The organism is Glutamicibacter sp. NPDC127525 (assembly GCF_042672105.1).
Lineage (GTDB): Bacteria > Actinomycetota > Actinomycetes > Actinomycetales > Micrococcaceae > Glutamicibacter.
Map to the genome: position 1 here is coordinate 46,764 of NZ_JBHXVN010000004.1, position 22,337 is coordinate 69,100.

A 22,337-nucleotide genomic window follows, 5' to 3' on the forward strand; every position below is an offset into this window, starting at 1 on the left:
GATTAGGTAAAGTTCAAATTGGTTAGGCGCAACCAGCGCCCAACATACAAAGAGGGAGTTGATCACCATGTCAGTAGTCGTCAGACTCAACGATGGTACCGATTACAAATTGGGCGATGAAGAAGGAAAGCAGGTTGGCTATAACGTTCTTCCAGGTGGTGGAATCGCTATCGTCGTAAAGCCTAATGGGGACACTCTTTGGGTACAGAGAGAATTCTCCCCATCGGGCTACCAATGGGTCGAAGGTACACGCTGGGGTGGCGAGCTTTCGAAGCAGGCTGGCGCAGACGGGAAGATTGAGTTCACGGGCCGCCCGCGGGCATCTATTGTTGTCTAGCGGTTCTTGAGGTTCGTCCGGTAGGACAGATCCTTACGCCCATTAGCTTCGCGCCAGGCTTTGAATTCCTCTTGCTTGGCGCGAAGCTTCGCACCGGCCAGCGTTGACGCTGCAGGGTCCAAGTCCTTCATGAGGATCTTCTCCCGCTTCAATCCACGGATACGGCGTTCGTAGGCGCGTTGCTGTTGGCGTAGTCGGTCGCCTTCGGGGTTGGCGGTGACTCGGCCGGGGCCGCGGGTGATGCCTGGCAGGTAGACCGAGTATGAGTGTGTGCAGCCTGGGTGGAAGAGTCCTTTGCCGGTCGCTTCCTTCAGTGAGGCAACAACGGTCTTGCCGTCCTTCAGCTTCCCAGTGGTGTTCCCTGTCAATGAAAGTACCTTGCCCTCATAGGGTCGGCAGAGCTTGCACTCTTCAGGGCTGTCGGAAACGATGACCGTGTCCACACCGTAGTGCAACAGCCGGTCGCCGTGCCCTTCACGCAACGCTTGGGAGGTTGCGGTACGGGTCGCCATTTCGGCGTATGCGCCCATCTCCCACTGTCGGCCAGATTTGTCGGTGAATCCCTTCACGCCTTGGCCGGCCAATGTCCTTAGCAGTCGTGCTGATGCTTCGCGACGTGTCACGTTACCGGTGATAACTTCGGACGCGGCCTGCAATGTCACTCGGTTGAACACATCGGACACCCATCGGCGCACGTTCAACCGCATACCGCCCAATGGTTCGATGGCCGCCCGGGCGATCACAGTTTCAGCACCGGTGTTCGCCACACGCCCGAACAAGTCACCCTCAATGCCGGCTTTCTCCGCATCATTCACCGCATAAGCAATGCCACGGTTATAGGCCAGTGCAACAACCTGTTCAACAGCGCCAGGGACCCGCCGGTCAAGGTCAGCAAGGATCCTGTCCAACTGCCTGAGAAGGGCACGCTGTTCCATTAGTCGAGTAGTCAACCAGTCCGGACTATCACCAGTATTAGCAACAGCCCGGGCCAGCTTCTCCAAAATCAGCGACTCAGCAGCAACATAAATGTCACGCACACGCTCAGCGAGGTCACGCGCTTCATTCGGTCGCATCGCCATTCTCTACCCCAAACTGTTCAGACAAGCCTTCACCGTCGATGCCTAGAGTATCGGGGTCAGCTAGTGAATCGACTTGGTTTTCGGATTTAATCCGCTCAACCTCTTCGGCGATCCATTTGTCGTCCTTGTCGGGGTTGACCATGCGAACGCGGGTATCGATGGACGCGGCCAGCGCGGTGCCCAGGAGTTGTGCGGTGCGTGCCAACGCTTCGGGGTCGTCCTTCACGCCGTCGGCGAGCTCAACCTCAACCGGTTGGGTGAGGTCGTTGTCGAAGTTGAACACAAGGTTATCCACAGCTAAGAGTTTCTTCACGATGGCTTCCAGCACGGGGCGAACAGCACGGCCCTTACGGCCCTGTGTCAGCCCGGAGCGGCGTTCCTTCGCGAACACCTCCGTAGCGGTCACGGCAACGTCGCCACCGTCCCCGAACGTCTGTGCGCTGTAGCCGGCGGACTTGATGATCTGGTCCCAAATGAGTTTGATCGTCTGCTCATGCTCTTGCACACGAATATCGAACTGGATCTGCTCGATACTGAGTTTGGAGTCAGCTGCCGATCCTGGGGGCGCGTTTACACCCGCGTATATTTCGTCCTGGCCAAAGCTTGCGCCGGCGCCGGGGCCGTTGTTGTTCAACAGCGAGTTGGGGACAACCAGCATGGCTTTGCCCAGGCGAACGTCACGCAACAACGACGTGTACGCTTCGTCCAACGCGTCGAAGAGCGGTTCAAGCCCATCCAGATCCGAACGGCCAAGGTACTGTCCGAGTGGGTCTTTGCGCCATGACCGGTTCGGTCCCATGTTCGGCCAGTGGAACACTGCGAGACCTTCGGACTCGGTACTGATCTTGCCTTCTTCGTCCACTTCCAGGCCAGCAGTTGATGCGTGGTCGGCTAGTGGGACGATCTGGCCGAGGTTCGTTGGGGTGCCTTGGTACAGGCCGTGGAAGATCACACCGATACCCTCGATGGTTTCGTGCCGTTCCAAATGCCGGTAGACGATTTGCCCGTCAGTGTGCACTACCCGCCAGAACGTGACAGCGACGAGGCGTCCGAACCGGAATTCAGGCAGAGCCGCGTCGTAGTCCACGTGGGTGAGGAACGGGTGATCTTCTAGTTCTACGTCCCAGGTGATGCGGAGGAACGAACCGCCGAGCGCTGCAGTGGTTTCGGCAGCGTTTGCTAGGGCATCGTGGAAGTCTGGACCGGTAAGGTCTTCAATCCGGCCCTGTGTTTTCTCGTGGTCGACGGTCACGGTTGGTGGCTCGTTGAACAGCAAGTCGGATGATGCCTTGCACAAGTCCGCTGCAGCAGGCACGTGGAGCTTACGCTCAGCCGGTTTCGTCAGGTCTGTGCGAGTGTCGCCCCAGAAGAATCGCTTCACCGCGCCCAGGACACCGCGTCGTACGTTTGCGGGTTGCTTCGTGTACACGGTGGTGAGGCTGTCAGTGTTGGATTCGTACCATGCGGCCCATTCGTTGAGCTTTGGTGTGATGGCTTCTAGTTGTTTGGGTGGCCACACGGTGTTGTTGGCTGGCAACGGCAAGGCGGCCTCCTAGGTTATCGAGCTGGCCAGTTCCAGAAACCCTCAGTGGGTTCAGGTGCTTGGCGTGCGCAGGTTTTCGGTGTGGTTGTTCCGTCCGAGTTGAACAGTGCTAGGTTCACGCATCCATCGTCAAAGACTGCGGTAACGATTGCGGCCAGTTGGTCGGCTTGGTGGAACGGCTGGTAGTGGACGATGCGCCCTACGGTTGGTTGGACCGCCCACGGAACGATCTTTGATTCACCGGCCACGTCGATGTTCTCGCTCATTGCTTCACCTCCGGTACCGTGCCATCAATAATGAACTTGGCGACCGTGTCCGCGGCGTTGATCATGGCAACCCATGTTGAACCGCCAGGTGAGTTGTTCAAGATCATCTCGAATGCTTTGGCTCGTGCTTCCATCTTGTTCATGGTGTTCTCCTATGCGGCTAGGGCGACATAAGGTCGCCAGTTAGTTTCAGTCGTGGTCAACGCGTACCGGGCGGCATCCAAGGAGTGGTCAGCGACCTTCAATGGTTTGTCGTCGCCCTTATCCGTGGACTTCGGATCCCATGAATACGAGGGTGCTTCTTCGATCAGGCCTGCGCAACGGTCAGCGATCAACAGCTTGTTCGCTGACAGTGCCGAAGCCATCGTACGGATCCCATACAGCACGTTGTTGTCCGCGTCGATCAAGTTGCCTACACCGTCGTTCGCTAACTGAACTTTGAACGATGCGGCAGCAGGGTCAACCACCACCCACTCAGGCTGTGGTGCACCGAGTGGGTGGTGGTCTGCGGTCATCCAGGCGCGCATGCGACCCGATATTTCGGAGTCGGTGAGTCGGCGTTGGGATTGTTTAGCGTCGTACCGCCACTCGTCCATGAAGTAGAGGCGGTTGTCCACACCGAGGCCGAGCATGACCGCGCTGGTGGCGTTCGTGGTGCCGTAGTCGATACCGACGGCCAGCGTGCGGGTCATTGGCGGGAGTGCATCCCATTGGATGACGTGTTTCGCCGGGTCCCACATGTCGTACACGGCGCCTTCAGCAGCGACCCAATGGCCGAGGATGAACCGGCGATACCAGAGACCAGTGAATTCGGATTTGATCGACTCAACATACTCAGGTTCAAGGGAAGGATTGTCGTCAATGGTGAACGACCAACGCCCCCACCCTTTCAGCCCGTTACTAATACGGTCCAGGAACTTGCGCTTCAACCAGTGCGCCGGCGAATCCGGGTTAGTCGTGCCAAACAGCTGTGCGCCCTTCACGGACATACGGCCAAGCAGCTGGGTGAAGAACTCCTCCGGCAACGTCGTGACCTCGTCAACGATCACCCCAGCAACCGTCATACCACGCAAGACCTTCTCCGCCTTAGCATCAGAAGCACCCATGATATGAACTGTGCGGCCGAGGATCTTGACCGTTGGCGCACCATAGTTCCCTACAACCTGGTCAGCCAGCCGGCCAAACAAGTCCGGGTTCTGCATCGGTGCGACCATGTTGCGCCACACGCTATCGCGGGTACGCCCAATCATGAGCAGTTCCCCACCACGAGGAGCATTCGCCAGGAACAAGAACCAGCGCAACAACGCGATAATGGTTTTCCCCGAGCGAATCGCACCCTCAAGGATGTTCACACGGTGACTACTCGTCTGCAAGAAGTGCAGCTGCCTCCGGCTCACCGCCTCCGCTGGACTGTCCAGAGTCAGGATCGACAACAGGCATCGCTCCCAACTGCTCAGCAAGCTTCTCCAACATCGACTTACCAGCAGTCATACCGTTGTCATTATCGCGAGCATCAATCTCATGAGTGGTCTTCAAAGCGATCTGAACCGTCTGCACCAAGGTCCGGCGTTCAGCTGAAGGGATGAAATCCAGGGTGGCCGAATGCTCCGCGCCACCCTCACCACGCTTCAACGTCTGAAATGATGGCGCTTCAAGAACATCCAACGTCATTTCAGCCTGGTCATACAAACGAGCAGCAATGTTCTGACGGCGAAGCTTATTATCAACCATGACAGCTTCAGTCGCGTGCGCGGTGCGTTCATTGCGAACCGTTTGCGTACCCGTTTGCTTCGCCCATTGAGCTACGGTCCCTTTGGGGATGCCGAGTTTTTGGGCTACTGCTGTTGGGCCTTCTTGTTCGTATAGGTGGAGGGCTTCTTGACGTTGCTTGTCGGTGTACTTGCGGGGTGCTCCCACATTCTCAGCCCTCCTACCCTTGCTGGCCTAGTTTTATTTCGATGCACCGGAGATAATCGTCTTGTGCCCTCATTCGAGGGTTACTAGTCACTCTTGGAGGATCGTTGAGAAGTACCACGAGCGCATCTGTATTTATTGAATATGTGAAATCTAGTGAAGTGGCCAAATTGGCTACTTTAGCGGCTGAACTTCAGGCAGACCTTGACATGTCCAGGGACTCCGAGTCAAAATCACATACCGTGGATATCAAGTGGAGGAACGTCCAATCGAACCAGGCTTTGGCTGCCCTGGTTCTTTGTCTGTCCGCCCAGGAGAATAAGTCTCCAAGTGCCATTCTTGAATCTACCGGTAAGTTGATTCAGGAATTCGGTTTTGAAGTTGATTCACCAATTGGTGACTAGTGCTTGAGTGACGGCGGCTGGTCCGCTGTAGTTTCGCATCAGACGTGCCCCGTTGCGCCCACTCGGTGTGGCGGGGCACTGGTCTGTGCATCGTGTTGTGTTGTCGGCTTGTTGGCCGCCGTCAATTTTGGGTGGGGCAGGTTGGCCTTGGGCTTTTGAAGACTAGGTTTCCCTACTCGCAGCCGTCATGGGCGCCTTCACACATTGGTGTGTTTACCCCGAGTTCTCCACCGAGGGTTCGAACCTCGATCTACAGGACCAAAACCTGTCGTGCTGCCAACTACACCAGCGGAGAAGGTTGCACTGCCACGGGGTCGAACCGTGCCTTCCGGGTATGCCCGGTGCTTTACGCAGCTGCAGTGCTTGGAGGTTATTCCGGGAGTCGAACCCGATTGGCTGGATTTGCAGTCCAGTACCTGGCCGTTCGGTCAAATAACCATGCGGTGCGCGTTCAGGTAGCGCACCATTGAACCCTGCAAAAGGTTCACCCCGATAGTTTGAGTCGCACTGGGCTGCGAGTAGCTATCGGCCTTGACTCACCGTGGCAGCAGCAGGAATCGAACCTGCCGTGGACCGGTTTACAGCCAGCCCTGTCACCTTGACTCTTCTACTGCCGTGGTGGTCCGCTTCAATTCGGCGGGGACCATGCCGACCCGTCCATGGGGGTGACGGGATTCTACTGGTCATGAGCAAACCAGTGTCGTGCGCTACTCAGTCGTGAACTGGCGGGGACATACCCGGTAGCGCTCCCCACCTCGTGTGTGGGGCTATACAGTTATGCCCCGCGGAGTGTCCTCAACGCGGGGCTTCCGGGTGGGGAGATGTGCTAACAAGTCCACCCTTGACTGGGCATGGTTATCCGCAGTCAAGACAATTTTAACAAACTTTCCCGCATATTCCAACACTAAACAGACGCAGAACTACGCAGAAGCCTTAGAGGTATGCAAAGCGGCAACATGGAAGTTCAATTGCTCACCCTTCCACTCAGCACCACACGCACCACACGCCACGTCCCACAGCCCAGGCGGCATGATCTTCTCGTGCTCGTCCCAGATATTCGCCGTCAACGCGACAGTTCGTTCCGCACCGAAATACTTCTCATTGCACGCTGGGCACGGTGCATGGATTTTCCGGCGGGGCTTCGGCGGCCGGAGGAGGTTCTCTATCGAGTCCACCCAGCCTTGCAGGAGCTTGGTGAAGTATTCGATGTTCTCTGCCGGGTCCTCGCCTTCTCCTGCGTATGCGAACGTTTGGATGACTTCTTCGAGGGTGCCTGCGCAGAGGACGTGTTTCCATTTCCACAGGTTGTCGTACGCTTCTTTGCAGATCCGTTGGTACAGGTCGATGGTTCCGGCTGCTACGGGGAGTTTCAGTTCATCCTTGGGGCTTCCACCGCTGGTGTTCCTTCCTGGGGTGGTTTCACCTTGGAGCTCTGCGAGGAGTGAGACACGGTATTTGCCTTCTCGAACGTGGTCGCGGGTGAGCTGGTGGATAAGGTCACGCATTATTCCTCTTCGGGGTAGTTGATTCGCTTGATGGTCATCGGTTCGATGTATCGGTAGGTTGTGAACCCACGTTCGCCGGTGTGCACGACAAGCCATTCACCGTTGATTCGGTGGCGGCCGGTCATCTTGTAGTAGCGAATTCCCGGTGGCGGGAAGCTTGGCTTGAACGCCTCATTATTTGGCGGTAATTGCCAGTAGCCCCCTTGCGGGTCGTTGAGGTCAACGATTGGTGTACTCACTGCCCCTCCTGGTCGGTGATTGATTTGTGTAGGTTCAGCCCGGGCGGGGTTGGTAGCCCGGACAGGGTGACGTGTGTGGTTGGTGGTACGTGGTCCCATTCGATACGGCCATCAGCTCTTCGGATGACGATCGTTGTCCAGCCATCGCCCAAGTGCTTCGCCTGCATCAGTGTTCCCTCATAGACCAGGTACCGTGGGCTGTTACCGGTGAACTTCACGCGTTTCCCTCGGTCAACTCCCGACAGACGTTGAGCCTCTATCATGGTTGGCATCAGCATTTATCCTTGTTTTTCACAGGACAAGGGTTCCGCCTTGTCGCAACGGTGCGCGGCCTGTTCTTCGCGCACAGGTGCTTTGAACGACCATTCCTTGCCCTTCCACCCACAAGTGCAGGATGCTTGGAAAACTGGTAGTGGGTCGCGTTCGAAACTTCGGGTCTTGCCGGTCATTGTTCCTCCTTGTACTGGTTGGCGCGTTCACGGAGCCATTCGGGAAGTGGAACGTAGTGCCCTGGCGGTTCGATCCATAGGGCGCTGTTCCATGAGGGGTCGATCTGGTTGATTTCGTCCGCCGCTTCCCTGAGCGCTTCTGCTTTCGCTTCGGCGCGGACGGTTTCAAGCCAACGGTCAAAGATGCCGGCGTTGTACGTTTCCATTCCTGCATCTCGGTGGTGCGAGAAGCTTGCCCGCACTGCCTTCGTGCTCGGCGTGTATTCCCCGCCGTGGTAGGTGGCAGCGTGCTTCTCATTAGCGCCCATTGTGTGGATCCTCGTCTGCGTAGGGGTTTTCGATCAGGTCAAAGTCCTCGATGAAGCCTTGCTCCTTCTCGTAGCTGTTGCGTCCGTTCTCCCATCCAGCGTCTTCGCCTGCCTGCCATGCTTCATAGGCGACGTAGCGCAGGTGTTCAAAGCCGTTCTCGTGGTGCTCTTTCGACTTTTGGCGCAACCATTCGGCGGGTTCTTCGATGATGGATTCCCAGTTGTCAATAACCGCTTGCCGCCCCGTCTCACCCTCCACGTGTGCGGCGCATTCGGCTACGTCATGGCTGTTTTGGTATTCGTCCAGCAGTTCAGCGAGTCCAGCAATAACCGCCGCTTCTCGTTCCTGCATGTGCTTGTCCAGCACCTCGGCAACATGAGCGCGGTGCAAGTCTTCGGAACGCTTGCCGAGTGCAACCGTGTGCCACCCGCAGATGCACAATACGCCGGTTCCGCGCTGGCCCATGACGCGCAGGTGCGCTTCGAGGATTTCTTGGATGGTCATGGCTTCACCTCCGGGCGGTTCAGGAAGTTGGCGAGCTCGTTGCAAGCTGACTGGCATTCGTCGCACGAATCGTAATTGCCCGGTTCGCAACCACATGTCCATCCCTTGCGGTTCAAGCCACGGGGATCAAAGCTGTTCACTACCGGCTGGACGGCGGCGAGGTAAGCCTCGACAGCACATTCGATAACATCTTCCGTCGATCCGCCGTTGATGCGGCAGTCCACACCAGTGGCTTTAGCCTGTGCGATCGCGTCCGGGTTTAGCGGAGTCTGGTTAGTATTCATTGAGTTCTCGCTCCTTGCATTTGCCCGTCCAGCGGTGCCATTTGAATTTGAGTTTCGTTATGCGGGAGAGAGTCGGCTTCCCTTCACTGGGCAGGACACCGAACCATCGACCGCACCTGGTGCATTGGTAGGCCAAATTCCGCTCAGTCAGCCAAGACACGGTAACCAACAGAATCCAGCCAGCCGGGAGGGTTGCGAGTCCTGCGAGGTAAGCCCAGATCACTTCTCTGGCCTCATTCCCAGTCCTTCAGATAGCTGTCGTGCGGCTTCGGCGTAGTCCACGCCCGGAATCGCGCTGTCATCGGGGAGGTTGAACAGCGTTGCCAAGGTGACCAAGCGCTGCTCGTATGCGAGGGCAAGGGTGGCTGTGGCATGGTTCTCGATCGCAGACCAGATCAAGGTCGCATCGGTCTGCCCTTCTTCTGACACAACCGTGTCACCGATTTTGTGGTACATCTCGTCGTGATCTTCGGCGAACTGATTGCCGGGTAGGTTGCTCATTTGGTGTCTCCGTTCGGGTGTGCCGTGCAATCTGGGTTGTACTTTGTAGGTAGTGCGTCGAGGTCGAATTTGTTCTCGTATTCGCACTTGCAGATCTGGTATCGGCTTCCTGGTTGATTTGGTTCGTTTGAGCCCGTGCACTCGTTGCCGTGGAATGTTGCTTTCGGGCAACGCTTGTTCCCGCATGTGGCGCAGACGATCATCCCGCCGAAGCCTTGCGTCCAGTCGCCGGTTTCCTCAACCAACTTCGCTAGGCGTTCGCTATCGCACCGTGAGCATCCAGCAGCGCCCGGGAATGCAAAGCTTCCCGGTTTGCAATATTCAGCCACGGGTATCACCGTCCAGTGCGCGGATTACGCGTTCCATGATTGACGCTGGCAAAAACTGATTGAGTTCTCGCACTCTTGCTACGGCCTGCTCAGTCTTGTGCAGGTCAGAGCGCTCACGCGAGCTACGGTGCGCCCAACGCTTGTTAGCCTCAAGCGCTGCGTCCAGATGCTGTTCGGCCTGTTCGAGGCGGGACAGGAGCGCGAGGACGGTAGGAGGGTCAAACGTGGCGATGAACTCGGCGGTTGATTCGCCCTCACTTTCACCCTGTGTCAGATCCTTGGCGACGTAACTGCGTCCAAAGTCGTCGCCGTCGTTGATGTAGATGCAGAACCCGTCGAAGTCATCTTCTTCGAAGGCCCAGCCTCCCCACTTTTGGGTTTCCTCGGCTTCTGCGATCTTGCGCAGGGTGTCCAGGTTGGTGGCGTGCGACCCTGTGCTGGTTGTTGGCACCCCCATGCTGCCTACACCCGGCACAGAGCCAGAATGCATTCGGCGCTGTTCGCCTGAAGGATTGGCCGTTGGTTGAACTTCTTTGGATGGCTGGCTCATTTCGCGCCGCCAGCATGAGTTTCGTACACGTCGGCCACGCATTCCGCGAGTGGCGCCGATGCTGGATGGTCTGGCGCGTGGTCGGCGGGGATCGGGTGCACTTTCAAGCAGTTGCGCAGATCGCGTTCGAACTCGGGGCTGGTGCCGAACATTTCGGCTTTCACCTCGTCGGGGACCGGTACAGTGTCCCCTACTCGGCCAGCCGGCGCACAACCAGCCAAGGCCAAAACAGCCACACCGACCAAAAGAATCTTGCTCATGATTTCCTCTCCTTGCCAGGCAGCCCCGGCAATCTTGTTAGCACTACCAACCATACCAACCCTTGCACTGTTCCGCACTACTTGAATGCGAAACAGTGCAAGAAGTTTTCTGGCACAAAAACTACTCAGGACGAGCACCAGCCAATAACGCAGCAAAATCCTTCAGCGACATCGTCACGTACTGCGAGCCAGGATCCCCAGTGCCACGCTTCTTGTGGACCACTACGCCAGCCAGAGCATCCTTGTTTCCACGTTCCAACTCCGCTTCACGCAACCACGCCGGGAGCGCCATCGTCGTAACATCCTTGCACTCAATCGCCACAGGTTGGCCCCAAATCTTCACCCCGCGCACATCCCCTAAATCCAGCGCCCCGGTTTTGACTTGACGGTCAATCCCGTCATCATCCAACGCCTTAGCGAGATAATCCGCCGTAACGCGCTCAAACCTCGTGCCAGCGTTCTTCGCCGATCGCAAACTACGTCCCATCAAAAACTCCTAAATAGTTGAACCGCTCAGAATCGTTTCTAAGCGCCTAAAACACTCTCAGGCGACCTGCCACCCATCATGCATCATCCTGCACTACAGGCGGCTCCGCCTTGCCCCTCCGGAAGTCACCCCACCACTCAGGCGGACCCACCCGCTGATGAAACTTCTTACACCGAGACTCCGGAACATCATGCTCCACACAATGCAACTCCCGCACCGGCCCCTGACGCTCCACATGAGCACCAACCCAATGAGCACCAGACTGACCAATCACCGCCGGCGTACGATTCCCCGGAACCATCGCCGCACGAACAGCAGCCACCGCCAAAGCATCCACACCACCACGGCCCCTGGCATATCCCAAAGCCTTATGCACCCCAGCAACCTCCCAATCCGGGCGGATCGAATGAATGAACGCCGCCAGCTGGCGAGACTGCAGTTCGGTGATCTGATTTTTTGGATTGATTTCATTCATCATTCCGTCTCCTCCCCCACGCGTTACGGACGTAACGACATGATGATTTCTAACCACGGATTTTAAGTACTAAGCCCATGAGACTGAGGTGAGTATAAGTACTTGGTCTTGGTCTTGGTCTTGGGCTGTTGAACACGACCCGAACGAACAAAGCATGTTCGGTGTGTGTGCGGGCGAACGAACGGCGAACGTTCACTTATCCGTGTTCTTCTCACGGGCTTTACGCATCCGCTCCGCCGCCTTCCGCTTTTCCTCGATGACCTGCTCTTTCGTTCGCTGGTACTCAGTCCATGAAAGGAACTGCCACCCGTCGGATGTGGTTTCCCAAAGGCCAGCGGTAACCAATTTCCCGGCCAAAGCCTTGCCCTTGGGCCATGACATGACGAACCATTCCGGTACTGCGCCATCGGTCAAATAGTCGGTGCAATACGTGCCGGAAACGAGCCATAAACCGATCGATTCCAAACCTGCAGCTCTCACCTTCGGGTGAGAGTGCATCCGGTCATCGGCGTTGAACCAGGCCACTTTGTTTCCTCCATAGTTGTTGTCGTGTCCAGTGCCAGGCACCGTACTGGCACATGTAGTACTGAACTTTTGCGCTGGCGCCTTTGTAGTCGGCCACGAATGCGCGCATGGCCTGCGCTTGCTGTTTGGTTGGCGCCCATACCTTCCCACACGGGCACCTCGGCAAGCGGGTCATAGCACCACTGCACTCTTGTCGTTGTGTTTTTCGCAATCCCGAGTGATTGCCACCCGGTAACCGCCAAACTGGTTTGCGCCTGGAACGTCACGCGTTGCTGATCGGCTGTTGCCCCGGCAATCAAGCATCGGCGCGCCGGTGACCATGAACTCTGTCGGGTAGTCATCCGGTAAGTCGAATTTGGTTTCGTACCCAACTCGCTTGCCTTCCATCACAGGCAGGCCTCTCCATCCTGGCCAGCAGTGATCTAGGAACTCGTGCACCGCGTCATTCGTGCTCACATGAATGCTTGACCACCATTTGCAACCGTCGCAGTACATACGCGTGATGTACCACTTCACGCATGAGCACCAGTCCTCCACGTAATGGTGACAATGAAGCCCAGAGTGGTACATGGCCGAGTGGTGTGCCGAACCGCTGCCGGATGATTCGTGGTATGTGCTCCACCCGACGTAGGTTTTCCACCTGAAACCGCGACTTACATGATCAGCACGGAACGTTTCCAGCGCTTCTTCGAGCGATTCAGGCGTACCAGGATTGAAGAAAGTCCCTGCATCGCTAGGCGGATTCATCAGGTGAGTAACGTCCACGCGTGGCTGCGATTCCAGAAGATCAAAGATGCTCAGTTGCCCGTCGATGGTCATCATCTCCTTCGCCCCTTCAGCATCAGGACCGCATTGGCCCGAGAGATTTCTTCAAATGTGAGCCGCTCATAGATCGGCTGCTCACTCGTATGGCAACCGCATTCTTTCTTAGTCGCGCACACCTGGAACGGAGTCCAGCAGCAAGACTTCTTGCAGAAGCTCATGATGCTTTCTCCAGCCAGCCATCAGCCTGCACGAACCGCTTGCAGTCCTTGCAGAAATACTCGTGAACACCGTGAGTGACAGCCTTCTCCAAACCGCACCGGCCACAAGGCCGCGAATACTTCGGATCTACGAGCCTGGCCGGCGGAACCTCAGCAACCGGCGATTCAACAACCACGACCAACGTCGCGTCGCCGACACCTGGAACGTCCTTACCCAAACGCACAAAAACGGTCGGCTCCCCAATCGTGATCACGTTGTGCCTGCGCGCCACCCTCGGCAAATCTTCAATCGCTTCAGCCTTCAAATCCTCATACGGGATGCCCGTATCCAAGACCGGCCACACAGCCTGAAAAACACTCACGCTGCCAGCCCCTCGATCTTGTCCGGGCGGAAACCCGACCAGTGATCATCGTCAGTCACAACGACTGGCGCTTGCTGGTGCCCGAGGCTCTGCACGAACAGCAGTGATTCCAAGTCCTGTGAAATGTCGATCTTCTCGAACGGGATACCCCGCTCGTTCAATGCCTTGTAAGTCGCGTTGCACTGCACGCACGATGGCCTTGTGTAAACCTTGACCATGACGGCCCCTCCTGTTTTTGGGTACAGAAAAGGCAGCCCTACGCCCCCAAGCAATAGGGCTGCCCTCTCGTGATTTGGTTAGTCGCGGTAGATGATGACCTGATTACCGGCCACCACCCCGCCGAACGGCGAAGGCTGCTGATCAGCCAACACCAACTTCTCCAAGTCCGTCAGACCTCGAACCTTGTCCGGATCCAACAGCACCCGGGTCTGCGTCTCGCCTTGCTTCCGGGAAACAATCGCACCTGTGATGCCGACGATCCGCTGATACGCGACGTCGTGTGCGTGGTAGGTGCGCTTGTTGCCGAATCCTGGCACTTGGCGACCTACGACGTTTTCTGCTGTGACCGGAGCCGGCTCCCACGGGTCAGGGAGCTCTTTAAAACGGTGGTTCGTCGTTGCCTGGGCCATTCCAACCACCTCCCTGTGGTGAAGACTGCCCCTGCTGCTGCCACGGGTCACCGGCCGGAGCGTTCTGGCCTCCACGCGGGGCCGACTGCTGGTTGTACCCGCCCTGCTGTGGCTGGAAGTTCCCGCCACCGGAACGCTGGGTGCGAGTGACCGTGGCCGAAGCGAACTTCAGCGAAGGGCCAATCTCCTCCACTTCAAGCTCCATCACGGTGCGACGCTCACCCTCCTTGGTGTCATAGGAGCGGGACTTCAAGCGTCCCTGGGCGATGACGCGCATGCCCTTCGTCAGCGTTTCGGCCACGTTCTCCGCTGCTTCCTTCCACACGCTCGCCCGGAGGAACAATGCTTCGCCGTCCTTCCAGTCGTTCGACTGCCGGTCAAATGTGCGCGGAGTCGAAGCGATCGTGAAGTTCGCAACCGCTGCACCCGAGGGGGTGAAGCGCAGTTCCGCGTCGGCCACCAAATTGCCGATCACGGTAATAACAGTCTCGCCTGCCATAGCTAGGCTCCTTCCGGGAGGTCAAACTCAATGAAATTGATGCGCTCAGCGGCCACAATGGCCATGCGCCCGTTCTCCATAGGGAACTTGATCTTGCCGCCATCAGCAGCGATGTACTCGTAGAAGGACCGCACATCCAACAACGGCGCAGGCTTCGCATCCAACGCCCCTCCCGTAACCAGATGAACCGTAAAAGGCACAATCACTTCTTCATCCACGGCTAGGCCGCCTTTCGTTCTTGAATAATCCGACCGAAGTCGTTGTCGAGGATCGACCACTCACACGTGGCCCTGTCATAAATTGCGGTCTCTTCCGGGATCTGCCACCGCTGCAGCTTCCACCCATACGCCCGAGCCTGCTGGGCCAGATCAGCGTTGGACTCGATCAGCCCGTTCACCTCGGAACAGAGAACGATGATGTTCGCCGGACGATCCAACGCTTTCGAACCACCGATGCCCCGGTTCGCCCGATGCTGCGGAATGTAGGTGTCCTCCCGGCCCAAGCACCCGCACGGGCAGTGCTGATCCCGGGCCAGGTACTTCGCGAACTGCTTCCGGTTCACAGCCCCTCACCCCGCCCAGCGACTCCATACATCGCTCGGACGCTGGCACCAATCGACTGATACGCCCGAAGCTCTGACTCCAAAGCCTTCGCCAGCCGGTCCGCGTACCGGTAAGCCGCATCAGCAACGTCCCGGGATTCGCGTTCCGTTTCGGTGTCCAGCTCGGCAGCGTACTTCTTCTCGTGCGCTGGGCCTGCGTGGCCCATGTAGGACCGGGCGAACGCCTGATCGTAGTTTCGATCAGCTTCAAGGAATGCCTCGTACCGCTTGTTGCAGACACTCGCGGAGTTCGCGATCCGGGCGCTAATGTCCCGGATCCGCGATTCCACATTCACGGGGTTGAGAGTATCCAGGCTCATGCCGCGGCCTTTTCCAGATGCCGACGAACCTTACTGACTGTGTAATCGATTCCTTCGGAGGTGTCGATCAATGAACCGTACGAAACGTAGTCGCCCTGCTGACCGAGCGAAGTGTTCTCCCGAACAACTACGCTTACGGACCAGTCCTTGTCGTGCTTAGAGAAGAAGGCAAAGCCTAGATTCAGGTCAATCGTCAACGAACCGTCATGCAGCTGGTCAACCAACGGGCGCAACTGCTCCTCCGCATACTGGGCCAGCTCAAACGTCGATGCGGAATCAACTGCCCGGATCATGCTGCTTCACCCTCAATCATCAACAGCTCAGCAGTCTGGATAACCCCACCAGCAACCAACCGGGCCAACTTCTCGTCAGCATCCTTCTCAGGCTTAGCCGACGCATACGACGTACCCTCACGAGACTCAATGCCAGGAACCATTTCGCCGCCATCGGTCACCGCAACACCGTTCGCCGCTGCCTGATCCAGCAAGGACTTCACGAACCATTCCTTCGGCGCCGGGATCATCTCGATCTTGTCCGGGTGGTTCTCCTGAATCCACTTCGTCAACGCGCCCTCGTCGACGACCTTCCACGCCGTGCGAGGCTTCGTACGAGTGATCGCACCGAGGGTGATCTTCTCCCCGTCCAGTTCGAAAGAAACCGTCTTACGGTCGCCCGGTTCCAGCACGGTTTCAGCGTCAGCCTTCAACGACTTCTGCAAAGCGCTGACCTTCTTCGACAGCATGTCCGCTGCCATGAACTTCTGAATGTTGTCCACAATGACTCCTAAGCTGCTTCAAGTTCCGCCAACGCGGAATTGATCTGGTTGATGATGTTCTCTGGTGCGCCCGAGTTGTGCGCCCACTTCTTCAAGGCTTCAAGCGCCTTCTGATTGCCACGAGCCTGGGCGAACTGCTTCTGGAACATCTCGATAGGAGATTCCCCCGGGCCCGGCACCGGCTGCGCAGGTGGCTGGCTGGCTGGCGCGGTGTCCGGTGAAGCGAACTCGCCCCGGGCCTCCTTCGCCTCCCACAAGTCGCCCTTGTGCCAAAGATCCAACGCCGCACCGAACCGCATTCCCGCATTGCGCAGAGCATCACCGATGGCTTCCTTGATCGCGTTGGCGCCGCTCTTGCCCTGCGCATCTCCGTACCCGAGCCGAGTCACCCCGCACACGGTCAACCGGATCCACAATCCGCCGTACCCGTCGAACTGCGGGAGGCCAACCGGATCGAATGAGATCGGTTCCCACGACCATTCGGGGTCCACCTGCAACAGGCGGTCCGTCAGAGCAGCGTGGCCAACGAAGTCCAAGTGCATTGCCGGCAACCCGTGGTAGCCACCACACTCCTGGCAGTTGCCCTTGCGGGAATCCCGAGAGTAGGGCTTAGGCAACTTGCCAATAGCGCCAGGCTCAAACGGTTCACGCAAACGCTTCAACGCCTCAATGCGCTCCTGCTGCAGATCACTCATGCCACACGCGCCAGGTAATCAGTGCCCACCAACGAGCCGAAAAACACGACCCCAACAATCAGGACAAAGCCCCACTCGCCCCGGGACGTCAAAACCAGTCCCTCAAATTGCTTCATGAACTTCTTCATGTAAACTCCTAAATAACGAATGCTTTGGAACCGCCAAGTAGCAAAGCTTCTAGTTCAGCTGCGAAACCATCTCTTTGATGGATCGCGGCTTTTCTTTTTCCTCAATGACCGGCACCTCTGCCATAGTCCCGATCTGTTCCACATGCTCCGGAGTGAACCGGATGATCCGTGGACCAAACTTCTTATGCGGCCACTTCTTGTTCCGCACGTTGTTCTGCACAGTGCTAATCGAGCACTTCAACTTGTCGGCCAGTTCGACAACGGTCAGGTACTCGTCGTCCATCAGGCCGCCCATTCCAGTACCGAATGGTTCACGCCTTGCCAGATCCCGGTGACGCTGCCCTTGCGGGACTTCATGTGCGACTTCCGGAAACCGACCTGCACGATCACTCCGCGGTTTGCCAGGGTCGTGTAGATCCCGCCCCACTGGTTCGGGTGGTGAGGTTCCCGGAACCCCTCCCGCACTTCGTCCGAGGTGAATGGCTCACCGGTCCGGGCTAACGCTTCGACCCGATCCAGCGCGTCTTCACGCCAGGTCAGATCCTCTAGTGCAATTGGCTGGCTCATGCTGCTACTCCTTCCACAACTGTTAGGACTACCCCGCCGCACTCAGCCGGCAAGGCAATGGACTCCGGACGGATATCGATCTGGCTCCGGCAATCAATCGCCCAAGCCGCACGCTGCAACCGCTCCCACGGGATAGGCCGGCGACCGGCCTCGTAGTGGTAATACAGCGGTGCACTGATCTTCAAAGCTGCTGCCATTTCCTCACCTGTCATGCCGTGGCAGACGCGGAGGGTTCGCAGTGTCAACCCGATCCGTTCATTGGTGTTCGTCACTGGGTTCGACTTCAGTGGCCGACCCGTTTGTTTCACTGTCATGCACTTAGCTTATGTATAAAAGTGCAGGAGTACAAGCGGTGCGTATGTATAAAAGTGCAGAAAGATGCAAAGCGCCTAGTCAGTAGTGCAAAAAAACTTGAAAGAATTGCATAGTCTTACACAGAAACAGCACTTACAGTGGAGATAGAGCGCATTTACTTACACAAAAAAGCACAGATAGAAATAACCCATGAGCTATCACGAACAACAACTGCAGAAGCGCATCGGCAAGCTAGTCACCGAAGCGCGATCAGCCCTAGGCATGTCCCGCCCGAAGCTGGCCAAGGAAAGCGGCGTCTCACTCCGGACCCTGCATTCCTTCGAGCACGGCGAAACGTGGCCACAGTCCACCACCCTCAAAGCGATCAGCGACGCACTGAACTGGGACATGCACAGAATCACCAGACTCCTGGCCTCCACCAAGACCCCGGAGGAAGTGACCCTGGAAGACGTGGAAGTAGACCCATGGGGAAAAGAGCGTCCACGCTACGTGTCAGACCTGACCGACGAAGAGCTCCTTGCCGAACTGAACTTCAGGTTTCACCAACGCAATGCAGAACTGCGCAAGCTCCGCGAACCACGAAGCAACGTCACCCCGTTGCGCCCAGAGTTCAACGAAGCCCTGCCCCACGCCGCCCACCCACCGCTACGCATGGAGTCCACCCAGTATGACGACCTGGGCGAAGACCCCCAGGGCTAAGTGTCCTAACCTGCCGATAGGCTATGGGCATGTTTGACCCTTGGAATATCATTGGGGCCAATCCGTGGATCGAAATACATCACGTACGGATGCCGGACGGTAAGCCAGGCGCAACGGACGGTGTCAAAACAATCTGGCTGGACGATCGACTGACGGCACGTGAACGCCGGTGCGTGCTCACGCATGAGCTGATCCACCTGCAGTACGAGCACGACGAATGCCAAGCGCCTAAGATTGAACGGCGGGTCCGCACGGAGACCGCGCACCTGCTGGTGCCGTGGCCATCGTTGGCGGTGTTTGAGCATGCCGATTTGGCGACGCTTGCGGAGGAATTGCATGTGACTGATCTGGTGCTGGAAGATCGACTGGAGAGCCTTAGCGATTTGGAAGTGGAATTGTTACGGGAGCGTGGTGTGACAATATCCGGCGATGTGTCATGGTGACACTAAGCATTCGGAATACTGCACTCTCTTGCACTATATTCGCACTATTACGCATCGCGAAATGAGCAGAACCGCATAGAATCAGTGCAAAGATATGGGGTTCAAATCCCCCCGTGTCCGCCAAGAACCCCCTACTCAGGTAGGGGGTTTTTCGTTCATATGGCACTTTTTCGACGAGAACGTTCCGAATACGGTAAATCCCCCGGATTCACCGATTTTTCGGTGAATCCGGGGGATTTTCAAAACTCCAGGACAGCAGTTTCTCCGCTACTGGTCGTCGCGCTTAACGAAGGTCCGCAGCATGTTCTGCACGATATCCTCTGGCAACGAGGTGTGGCGAACAATGATTTCCGACATCCGGTCCAGATCGGTATCGGCGATTGCGTCGAAGAGCGCTTCGCGGTCAGCTTCTGGAAGTTCGGCAGCATCGAAATGCACTGGACCATCCGGGCCCTGGCCTTCAAAGCGGAAGTCTGCAATATTGCCGTTGGCGCTCGCGCCAGACATGGGAGACGTCGCGATCATGCGTTCCAGGTCTTCGACCGGCAGATCCGTATAGCCGTGCAGGATCTTTGCCGCTTCTTCAAAATTGGAATCCCGCAGCATGGAGAATAGCTGGTCGTATTCATTTGCCGGCAGTTGTTCGCTGGAAAATTCGCGGTTCTCGCCATCAAGTTCGAACGCCATCTTGAAGTGCGTAGCACTTGGTTCCTGAAGGGAACTGAACTGCTCGCTCCATTCCTGGGGTACAACCCAAGTGTCATCGGCAGGTGCTGGTGTGGCATCCTCTGCGGCAGTGGCGGCCGCTTCACGATCTTCGCGCTCAACTTGAGCTTCGAGTTTGTCGCTCAAAGCCTTGATCTCGGCATCATCATTCGGCAATTCCTTGGCAGGGGCTGTCTGCGGGTACTTGTCGAGGCTGCGTACTGCAATCACGCAATCCTTGACCGAGTCGCCAGTAGCAGCGCGGAAATCCTTGACCGCGCCCATGATGTCGCCCTTGGCCAGATTGCGGTACACCGAATTGCGTGAAGCATCATCCAGCCTCGCGTTTGCCGCCTGCGCTGCTTCACGGGAAATCGCCTGCGCGATTTGCGCAGTGTTCTTCTTGCGCAGCGCTTGCAGACCGAAGTAGCCCAGGGCAATCACTGCGATGAGGACAACGAGCCAGATGAGAAATTCCATACTTCCAGACTACTTTGTTTAACTGTGCGATTATCCGGCTACGCCCAAAGTGAAAGGCATGACACCCGGTGCGCCGGCGATGCGCAGGGCCCGCCCAGCCATCGCCATGGACCACCGGGAATCAACCAGATCATCAACTAGCAGCACCGGCCCTGGAGCGTCGGCAATGAGCTGTTCGAGCTGCGTTGGAAGTTCAAAAGCATCGGCAACCGCAGCCACACGGAAAGCGGAATTCCCGCCCGGGCCATTCTGTGGTCCAGCACCGCGATATTCGAGCTGCCCCAGGTAGCGCAACCGTCCCACCTCAGCTAGGCCCTGAGCAAGGGAAGTGATCAGCTGGGGACGCTTATTCGATGGCATGGCTACAACGCCCACTGGACGTTCCTCCCAATTCCATTCGGCAAGCACCTTGATGCACGCATCGAACATCGCCTTGTCGATAGGGGAATCGGTGGGGTCGGCAAAGAGCTGGCGCAATCGGTTGCCCCACCCCAGGTCGGTCAGGCGAGCCAGCGCCCGGCCCGTGGCCACCTGCTCGTCAATAGCGATTTTGCCCTTGAGCGTGTACCCCAGCCGGTCCAGTCCCGAAGGGTACAGCTTGCGCGGTTCAATAGGAACTCCCACCCGTCCAAGTGCCGCCTGCGCGCTGTCCTTCGAATCGTCAGGAATATGGTCGTCAAACCAAACGCCAGCGCAGTTGTCGCACCGGCCGCAGGGAGCAGACTGGGGATCATCCAAGGCGTCGGTCAGAAACTGCATGCGGCATCCGCGAGTGTTCTCGTAACTGACCATGAGGTTTTGTTCATGGATTCGGCTCTGCGCCACTCGCTTGTACCGATCGGCATCATAGGTCCATGGCATGTCGGTGCGCATCCAGCCGCCGGCAACACGCTCCACCGCACCATCCACGGCCAGCACCTTCAGCAACAGCTCAAGTGGCGAGCGGCGAAGGTTCACGGCGCTTTCCAGCGCCGGGACGCTCATCGCACCGTCGGTCTTGGCCAAGGCCTCGAGCACCTGGGTGGCGCGTACCTGGTCCGGCATGGAGCTGGTGGCGAAGTATTCCCAAATTTCCGAGTCGTCAGGCCCGGGCAGCAACAGGACATCTGCGTTGATGCTCCCACGCCCGGCACGGCCCACCTGCTGGTAGTAGGCCACGGGCGAGCTGGGGGCACCGATGTGCAAGACGAAACCGAGGTCTGGCTTGTCAAAGCCCATGCCCAAGGCGCTCGTGGCGATCAGCGCTTTCACTTCGTTATTCTTCAACGCTTGTTCAAGGCGTTCGCGTTCTTCCAAATCGGTGCGCCCGGTGTAGGCAGCAACTTCGTGCCCGGCATCCTTGAGCAGGCGAGCAATATCCTCGGCCGCAGAAACCGTCAGGGTGTAGATAATGCCCGAGCCCTTGAAGTCCTCGATGTGGCTGAGCAACCAGGCTAACTGCATGCGCGGCGAAGCCAGACGCAGGACACCTAGGCGCAGCGAGTCGCGAGCCAGGGTGCCGCGCAGCGTGAAGACCTCCTCGGTGCCGCCGGCCAGCTGTTCGGCAACGTCCTGGACTACTCGGCTGTTCGCTGTTGCAGTGGTCGCCAAAACCGGGAGGCCCTGAGGCAATCGGGCGATCAGGTCCCGGATGCGGCGGTAATCCGGGCGGAAATCGTGGCCCCAGTCCGAAATGCAGTGCGCCTCGTCGATGACCAGCAGGCCCAAGCGCTGCATCAGCATCGGCAGCTGCTGCTCGCGGAAGGATGGATTGTTCAAACGCTCCGGGGACACCAGCAGCACATCGAGCTCATTGCGTTGCAGCTTTTCGAGGATTTCACGCCATTCGAGCACATTGGCCGAATTGATGGCCGCAGCGCGGACTCCAGCACGCTCCGCGGCCGCAACCTGGTCGCGCATCAATGCCAGCAGCGGGGAAACGATCAGTGTTGGCCCGTAGCCCTGTTCTCGCAGCAGCAGGGAAGCGATGAAGTACACGGCGGACTTGCCCCAGCCGGTACGCTGGACGACCAGTGCGCGGCGCCGCTCGGCCACCAGTGCGCTGATCGCTTCATACTGGCCATCATGGAACTGCGCGTCCGGGTTTTGCACCAGTGCGCGCAGTTTCTGCAGTGCCAGCGTTTTCAGATCCACTTGCGTTGAGCCATCCATGCCTCCAGTATTTCAGTTCCTGCCC

The 22,337-nt window shown here is 57.7% G+C and carries 39 protein-coding genes and 2 tRNA genes; 4 read left to right on the forward strand and 37 right to left on the reverse strand.

All coding sequences use genetic code 11. From position 1 onward, the window contains the following. Positions 1-67: 67 nt before the first annotated feature. A complete protein-coding gene (locus ACFVHU_RS10425; protein ID WP_388024261.1) occupies positions 68-337 on the forward strand; it encodes a hypothetical protein in 270 nt (89 codons plus the stop codon). Here ACFVHU_RS10425 and ACFVHU_RS10430 read toward each other — a convergent pair. The 6 genes from ACFVHU_RS10430 to ACFVHU_RS10455 are packed head-to-tail and all read right to left on the reverse strand — an operon-like array spanning position 334 to position 5,142. Next, positions 334-1,416 carry a phage minor capsid protein gene (locus ACFVHU_RS10430; RefSeq protein ID WP_388024263.1) on the reverse strand — a complete coding sequence of 361 codons (1,083 nt, stop codon included), beginning with the start codon at positions 1,414-1,416 and terminating at the stop codon, positions 334-336. The genes ACFVHU_RS10425 and ACFVHU_RS10430 overlap by 4 nt on opposite strands. Further along, the gene (locus tag ACFVHU_RS10435; RefSeq protein WP_388024265.1) at positions 1,397-2,959 is read right to left on the reverse strand and encodes a hypothetical protein; all 1,563 of its coding nucleotides are present in this window, start codon (positions 2,957-2,959) and stop codon (positions 1,397-1,399) included. The genes ACFVHU_RS10430 and ACFVHU_RS10435 overlap by 20 nt, the downstream gene beginning before the upstream one ends. Before the next feature lie 14 nt (positions 2,960-2,973). Further along, on the reverse strand, positions 2,974-3,225 hold the full coding sequence (locus ACFVHU_RS10440; protein WP_388024266.1) for a hypothetical protein: 252 nt from the start codon (positions 3,223-3,225) through the stop codon (positions 2,974-2,976). Then, complete coding sequence (locus ACFVHU_RS10445) at positions 3,222-3,368, reverse strand: hypothetical protein (RefSeq protein ID WP_388024267.1); 147 nt, start codon at positions 3,366-3,368, stop codon at positions 3,222-3,224. Before ACFVHU_RS10445 ends, ACFVHU_RS10440 begins: the two co-directional genes overlap by 4 nt. 9 nt (positions 3,369-3,377) lie before the next feature. Beyond that, on the reverse strand, positions 3,378-4,577 hold the full coding sequence (locus ACFVHU_RS10450) for a PBSX family phage terminase large subunit (RefSeq protein ID WP_388024269.1): 1,200 nt from the start codon (positions 4,575-4,577) through the stop codon (positions 3,378-3,380). A gap of 7 nt (positions 4,578-4,584) precedes the next feature. Further along, positions 4,585-5,142 (reverse strand): transposase, encoded by a 558-nt coding sequence (locus ACFVHU_RS10455; protein WP_388024270.1) that lies wholly within the window; start codon positions 5,140-5,142, stop codon positions 4,585-4,587. A 104-nt stretch (positions 5,143-5,246) separates the two neighbouring features. Between ACFVHU_RS10455 and ACFVHU_RS10460 the strand changes: the two genes are divergently transcribed. Further along, positions 5,247-5,543 carry a hypothetical protein gene (locus tag ACFVHU_RS10460; protein WP_388024272.1) on the forward strand — a complete coding sequence of 99 codons (297 nt, stop codon included), beginning with the start codon at positions 5,247-5,249 and terminating at the stop codon, positions 5,541-5,543. Between the two features lie 364 nt (positions 5,544-5,907). Here the strand turns inward: ACFVHU_RS10460 and ACFVHU_RS10465 are convergent. From ACFVHU_RS10465 to ACFVHU_RS10605, 29 genes are all read right to left on the reverse strand, one after another. Further along, a tRNA-Cys gene (locus ACFVHU_RS10465) sits at positions 5,908-5,981 on the reverse strand. A gap of 104 nt (positions 5,982-6,085) precedes the next feature. Beyond that, positions 6,086-6,158, reverse strand: a tRNA-OTHER gene (locus ACFVHU_RS10470). 305 nt (positions 6,159-6,463) lie between these two features. Further along, complete coding sequence (locus ACFVHU_RS10475) at positions 6,464-7,048, reverse strand: hypothetical protein (RefSeq protein ID WP_388024273.1); 585 nt, start codon at positions 7,046-7,048, stop codon at positions 6,464-6,466. Next, positions 7,048-7,287 carry a hypothetical protein gene (locus ACFVHU_RS10480; RefSeq protein WP_388024275.1) on the reverse strand — a complete coding sequence of 80 codons (240 nt, stop codon included), beginning with the start codon at positions 7,285-7,287 and terminating at the stop codon, positions 7,048-7,050. Before ACFVHU_RS10480 ends, ACFVHU_RS10475 begins: the two co-directional genes overlap by 1 nt. Positions 7,288-7,565: 278 nt before the next feature. After that, a complete protein-coding gene (locus ACFVHU_RS10485; protein ID WP_388024277.1) occupies positions 7,566-7,736 on the reverse strand; it encodes a hypothetical protein in 171 nt (56 codons plus the stop codon). Further along, a complete protein-coding gene (locus ACFVHU_RS10490; RefSeq protein WP_388024279.1) occupies positions 7,733-8,044 on the reverse strand; it encodes a hypothetical protein in 312 nt (103 codons plus the stop codon). Before ACFVHU_RS10490 ends, ACFVHU_RS10485 begins: the two co-directional genes overlap by 4 nt. Beyond that, a complete protein-coding gene (locus ACFVHU_RS10495) occupies positions 8,034-8,549 on the reverse strand; it encodes a hypothetical protein (protein WP_388024280.1) in 516 nt (171 codons plus the stop codon). Before ACFVHU_RS10495 ends, ACFVHU_RS10490 begins: the two co-directional genes overlap by 11 nt. Beyond that, on the reverse strand, positions 8,546-8,833 hold the full coding sequence (locus ACFVHU_RS10500; protein WP_388024282.1) for a hypothetical protein: 288 nt from the start codon (positions 8,831-8,833) through the stop codon (positions 8,546-8,548). Before ACFVHU_RS10500 ends, ACFVHU_RS10495 begins: the two co-directional genes overlap by 4 nt. 219 nt (positions 8,834-9,052) lie before the next feature. Continuing rightward, the gene (locus ACFVHU_RS10505) at positions 9,053-9,334 is read right to left on the reverse strand and encodes a hypothetical protein (RefSeq protein ID WP_388024283.1); all 282 of its coding nucleotides are present in this window, start codon (positions 9,332-9,334) and stop codon (positions 9,053-9,055) included. A gap of 321 nt (positions 9,335-9,655) precedes the next feature. Continuing rightward, positions 9,656-10,213: an ead/Ea22-like family protein gene (locus tag ACFVHU_RS10510; RefSeq protein ID WP_388024285.1), complete on the reverse strand. Its 558-nt coding sequence runs from the start codon at positions 10,211-10,213 to the stop codon at positions 9,656-9,658. Next, entirely contained in the window at positions 10,210-10,473 is a 264-nt protein-coding gene (locus ACFVHU_RS10515; RefSeq protein WP_388024287.1) for a hypothetical protein, read from the reverse strand. The genes ACFVHU_RS10510 and ACFVHU_RS10515 overlap by 4 nt, the downstream gene beginning before the upstream one ends. 121 nt (positions 10,474-10,594) lie before the next feature. After that, positions 10,595-10,960: a hypothetical protein gene (locus tag ACFVHU_RS10520; protein ID WP_388024289.1), complete on the reverse strand. Its 366-nt coding sequence runs from the start codon at positions 10,958-10,960 to the stop codon at positions 10,595-10,597. A 76-nt stretch (positions 10,961-11,036) separates the two neighbouring features. Next, a complete protein-coding gene (locus tag ACFVHU_RS10525; protein WP_388024291.1) occupies positions 11,037-11,438 on the reverse strand; it encodes a hypothetical protein in 402 nt (133 codons plus the stop codon). Between the two features lie 189 nt (positions 11,439-11,627). Further along, positions 11,628-11,960 (reverse strand): hypothetical protein, encoded by a 333-nt coding sequence (locus ACFVHU_RS10530; protein ID WP_388024292.1) that lies wholly within the window; start codon positions 11,958-11,960, stop codon positions 11,628-11,630. Positions 11,961-12,131: 171 nt separating this feature from the next. Continuing rightward, on the reverse strand, positions 12,132-12,782 hold the full coding sequence (locus ACFVHU_RS10535) for a DUF6349 family protein (protein WP_388024294.1): 651 nt from the start codon (positions 12,780-12,782) through the stop codon (positions 12,132-12,134). 157 nt (positions 12,783-12,939) lie between these two features. Next, complete coding sequence (locus ACFVHU_RS10540) at positions 12,940-13,305, reverse strand: hypothetical protein (RefSeq protein WP_388024295.1); 366 nt, start codon at positions 13,303-13,305, stop codon at positions 12,940-12,942. Continuing rightward, complete coding sequence (gene nrdH, locus ACFVHU_RS10545) at positions 13,302-13,523, reverse strand: glutaredoxin-like protein NrdH (RefSeq protein WP_388024297.1); 222 nt, start codon at positions 13,521-13,523, stop codon at positions 13,302-13,304. Before nrdH ends, ACFVHU_RS10540 begins: the two co-directional genes overlap by 4 nt. Positions 13,524-13,601: 78 nt before the next feature. Beyond that, a complete protein-coding gene (locus ACFVHU_RS10550) occupies positions 13,602-13,934 on the reverse strand; it encodes a hypothetical protein (protein WP_388024298.1) in 333 nt (110 codons plus the stop codon). After that, a complete protein-coding gene (locus ACFVHU_RS10555; protein ID WP_388024300.1) occupies positions 13,903-14,433 on the reverse strand; it encodes a single-stranded DNA-binding protein in 531 nt (176 codons plus the stop codon). Before ACFVHU_RS10555 ends, ACFVHU_RS10550 begins: the two co-directional genes overlap by 32 nt. 2 nt (positions 14,434-14,435) lie before the next feature. Continuing rightward, positions 14,436-14,651 (reverse strand): hypothetical protein, encoded by a 216-nt coding sequence (locus ACFVHU_RS10560; RefSeq protein WP_388024302.1) that lies wholly within the window; start codon positions 14,649-14,651, stop codon positions 14,436-14,438. 2 nt (positions 14,652-14,653) lie between these two features. Beyond that, positions 14,654-14,995 carry a hypothetical protein gene (locus tag ACFVHU_RS10565; protein WP_388024304.1) on the reverse strand — a complete coding sequence of 114 codons (342 nt, stop codon included), beginning with the start codon at positions 14,993-14,995 and terminating at the stop codon, positions 14,654-14,656. Continuing rightward, a complete protein-coding gene (locus ACFVHU_RS10570; RefSeq protein WP_388024305.1) occupies positions 14,992-15,354 on the reverse strand; it encodes a hypothetical protein in 363 nt (120 codons plus the stop codon). The genes ACFVHU_RS10565 and ACFVHU_RS10570 overlap by 4 nt, the downstream gene beginning before the upstream one ends. Next, the gene (locus ACFVHU_RS10575; RefSeq protein WP_388024307.1) at positions 15,351-15,647 is read right to left on the reverse strand and encodes a hypothetical protein; all 297 of its coding nucleotides are present in this window, start codon (positions 15,645-15,647) and stop codon (positions 15,351-15,353) included. Before ACFVHU_RS10575 ends, ACFVHU_RS10570 begins: the two co-directional genes overlap by 4 nt. Next, entirely contained in the window at positions 15,644-16,129 is a 486-nt protein-coding gene (locus tag ACFVHU_RS10580) for a hypothetical protein (RefSeq protein WP_388024309.1), read from the reverse strand. The genes ACFVHU_RS10575 and ACFVHU_RS10580 overlap by 4 nt, the downstream gene beginning before the upstream one ends. Positions 16,130-16,137: 8 nt before the next feature. After that, on the reverse strand, positions 16,138-16,824 hold the full coding sequence (locus tag ACFVHU_RS10585; protein ID WP_388024310.1) for a hypothetical protein: 687 nt from the start codon (positions 16,822-16,824) through the stop codon (positions 16,138-16,140). After that, complete coding sequence (locus ACFVHU_RS10590) at positions 16,821-16,952, reverse strand: hypothetical protein (protein WP_388024311.1); 132 nt, start codon at positions 16,950-16,952, stop codon at positions 16,821-16,823. The genes ACFVHU_RS10585 and ACFVHU_RS10590 overlap by 4 nt, the downstream gene beginning before the upstream one ends. A 49-nt stretch (positions 16,953-17,001) precedes the next feature. Beyond that, positions 17,002-17,247, reverse strand: a complete 246-nt coding sequence (locus tag ACFVHU_RS10595; protein ID WP_388024312.1) for a helix-turn-helix domain-containing protein — start codon at positions 17,245-17,247, stop codon at positions 17,002-17,004. Further along, positions 17,235-17,519 carry a hypothetical protein gene (locus tag ACFVHU_RS10600; protein ID WP_388024313.1) on the reverse strand — a complete coding sequence of 95 codons (285 nt, stop codon included), beginning with the start codon at positions 17,517-17,519 and terminating at the stop codon, positions 17,235-17,237. The genes ACFVHU_RS10595 and ACFVHU_RS10600 overlap by 13 nt, the downstream gene beginning before the upstream one ends. Next, positions 17,516-17,833, reverse strand: coding sequence for a helix-turn-helix domain-containing protein (locus ACFVHU_RS10605; RefSeq protein WP_388024315.1), 318 nt, complete (start codon positions 17,831-17,833; stop codon positions 17,516-17,518). The genes ACFVHU_RS10600 and ACFVHU_RS10605 overlap by 4 nt, the downstream gene beginning before the upstream one ends. Before the next feature lie 190 nt (positions 17,834-18,023). On the opposite strand from ACFVHU_RS10605, the gene ACFVHU_RS10610 reads away from it, so the two are divergent. Together ACFVHU_RS10610 and ACFVHU_RS10615 are read left to right on the forward strand one after the other, a co-directional pair. Then, positions 18,024-18,533 (forward strand): multiprotein-bridging factor 1 family protein, encoded by a 510-nt coding sequence (locus ACFVHU_RS10610; RefSeq protein ID WP_388024317.1) that lies wholly within the window; start codon positions 18,024-18,026, stop codon positions 18,531-18,533. A 29-nt stretch (positions 18,534-18,562) separates the two neighbouring features. Continuing rightward, positions 18,563-18,976, forward strand: coding sequence for an ImmA/IrrE family metallo-endopeptidase (locus ACFVHU_RS10615; protein WP_388024319.1), 414 nt, complete (start codon positions 18,563-18,565; stop codon positions 18,974-18,976). Between the two features lie 267 nt (positions 18,977-19,243). Here ACFVHU_RS10615 and ACFVHU_RS10620 read toward each other — a convergent pair whose 3' ends face one another. Both ACFVHU_RS10620 and ACFVHU_RS10625 read right to left on the reverse strand, forming a co-directional pair. Next, entirely contained in the window at positions 19,244-20,161 is a 918-nt protein-coding gene (locus ACFVHU_RS10620) for a hypothetical protein (protein ID WP_388024321.1), read from the reverse strand. A gap of 30 nt (positions 20,162-20,191) precedes the next feature. Beyond that, the gene (locus tag ACFVHU_RS10625; RefSeq protein ID WP_332498832.1) at positions 20,192-22,312 is read right to left on the reverse strand and encodes a RecQ family ATP-dependent DNA helicase; all 2,121 of its coding nucleotides are present in this window, start codon (positions 22,310-22,312) and stop codon (positions 20,192-20,194) included. Between the last annotated feature and the right edge of the window lie 25 nt (positions 22,313-22,337).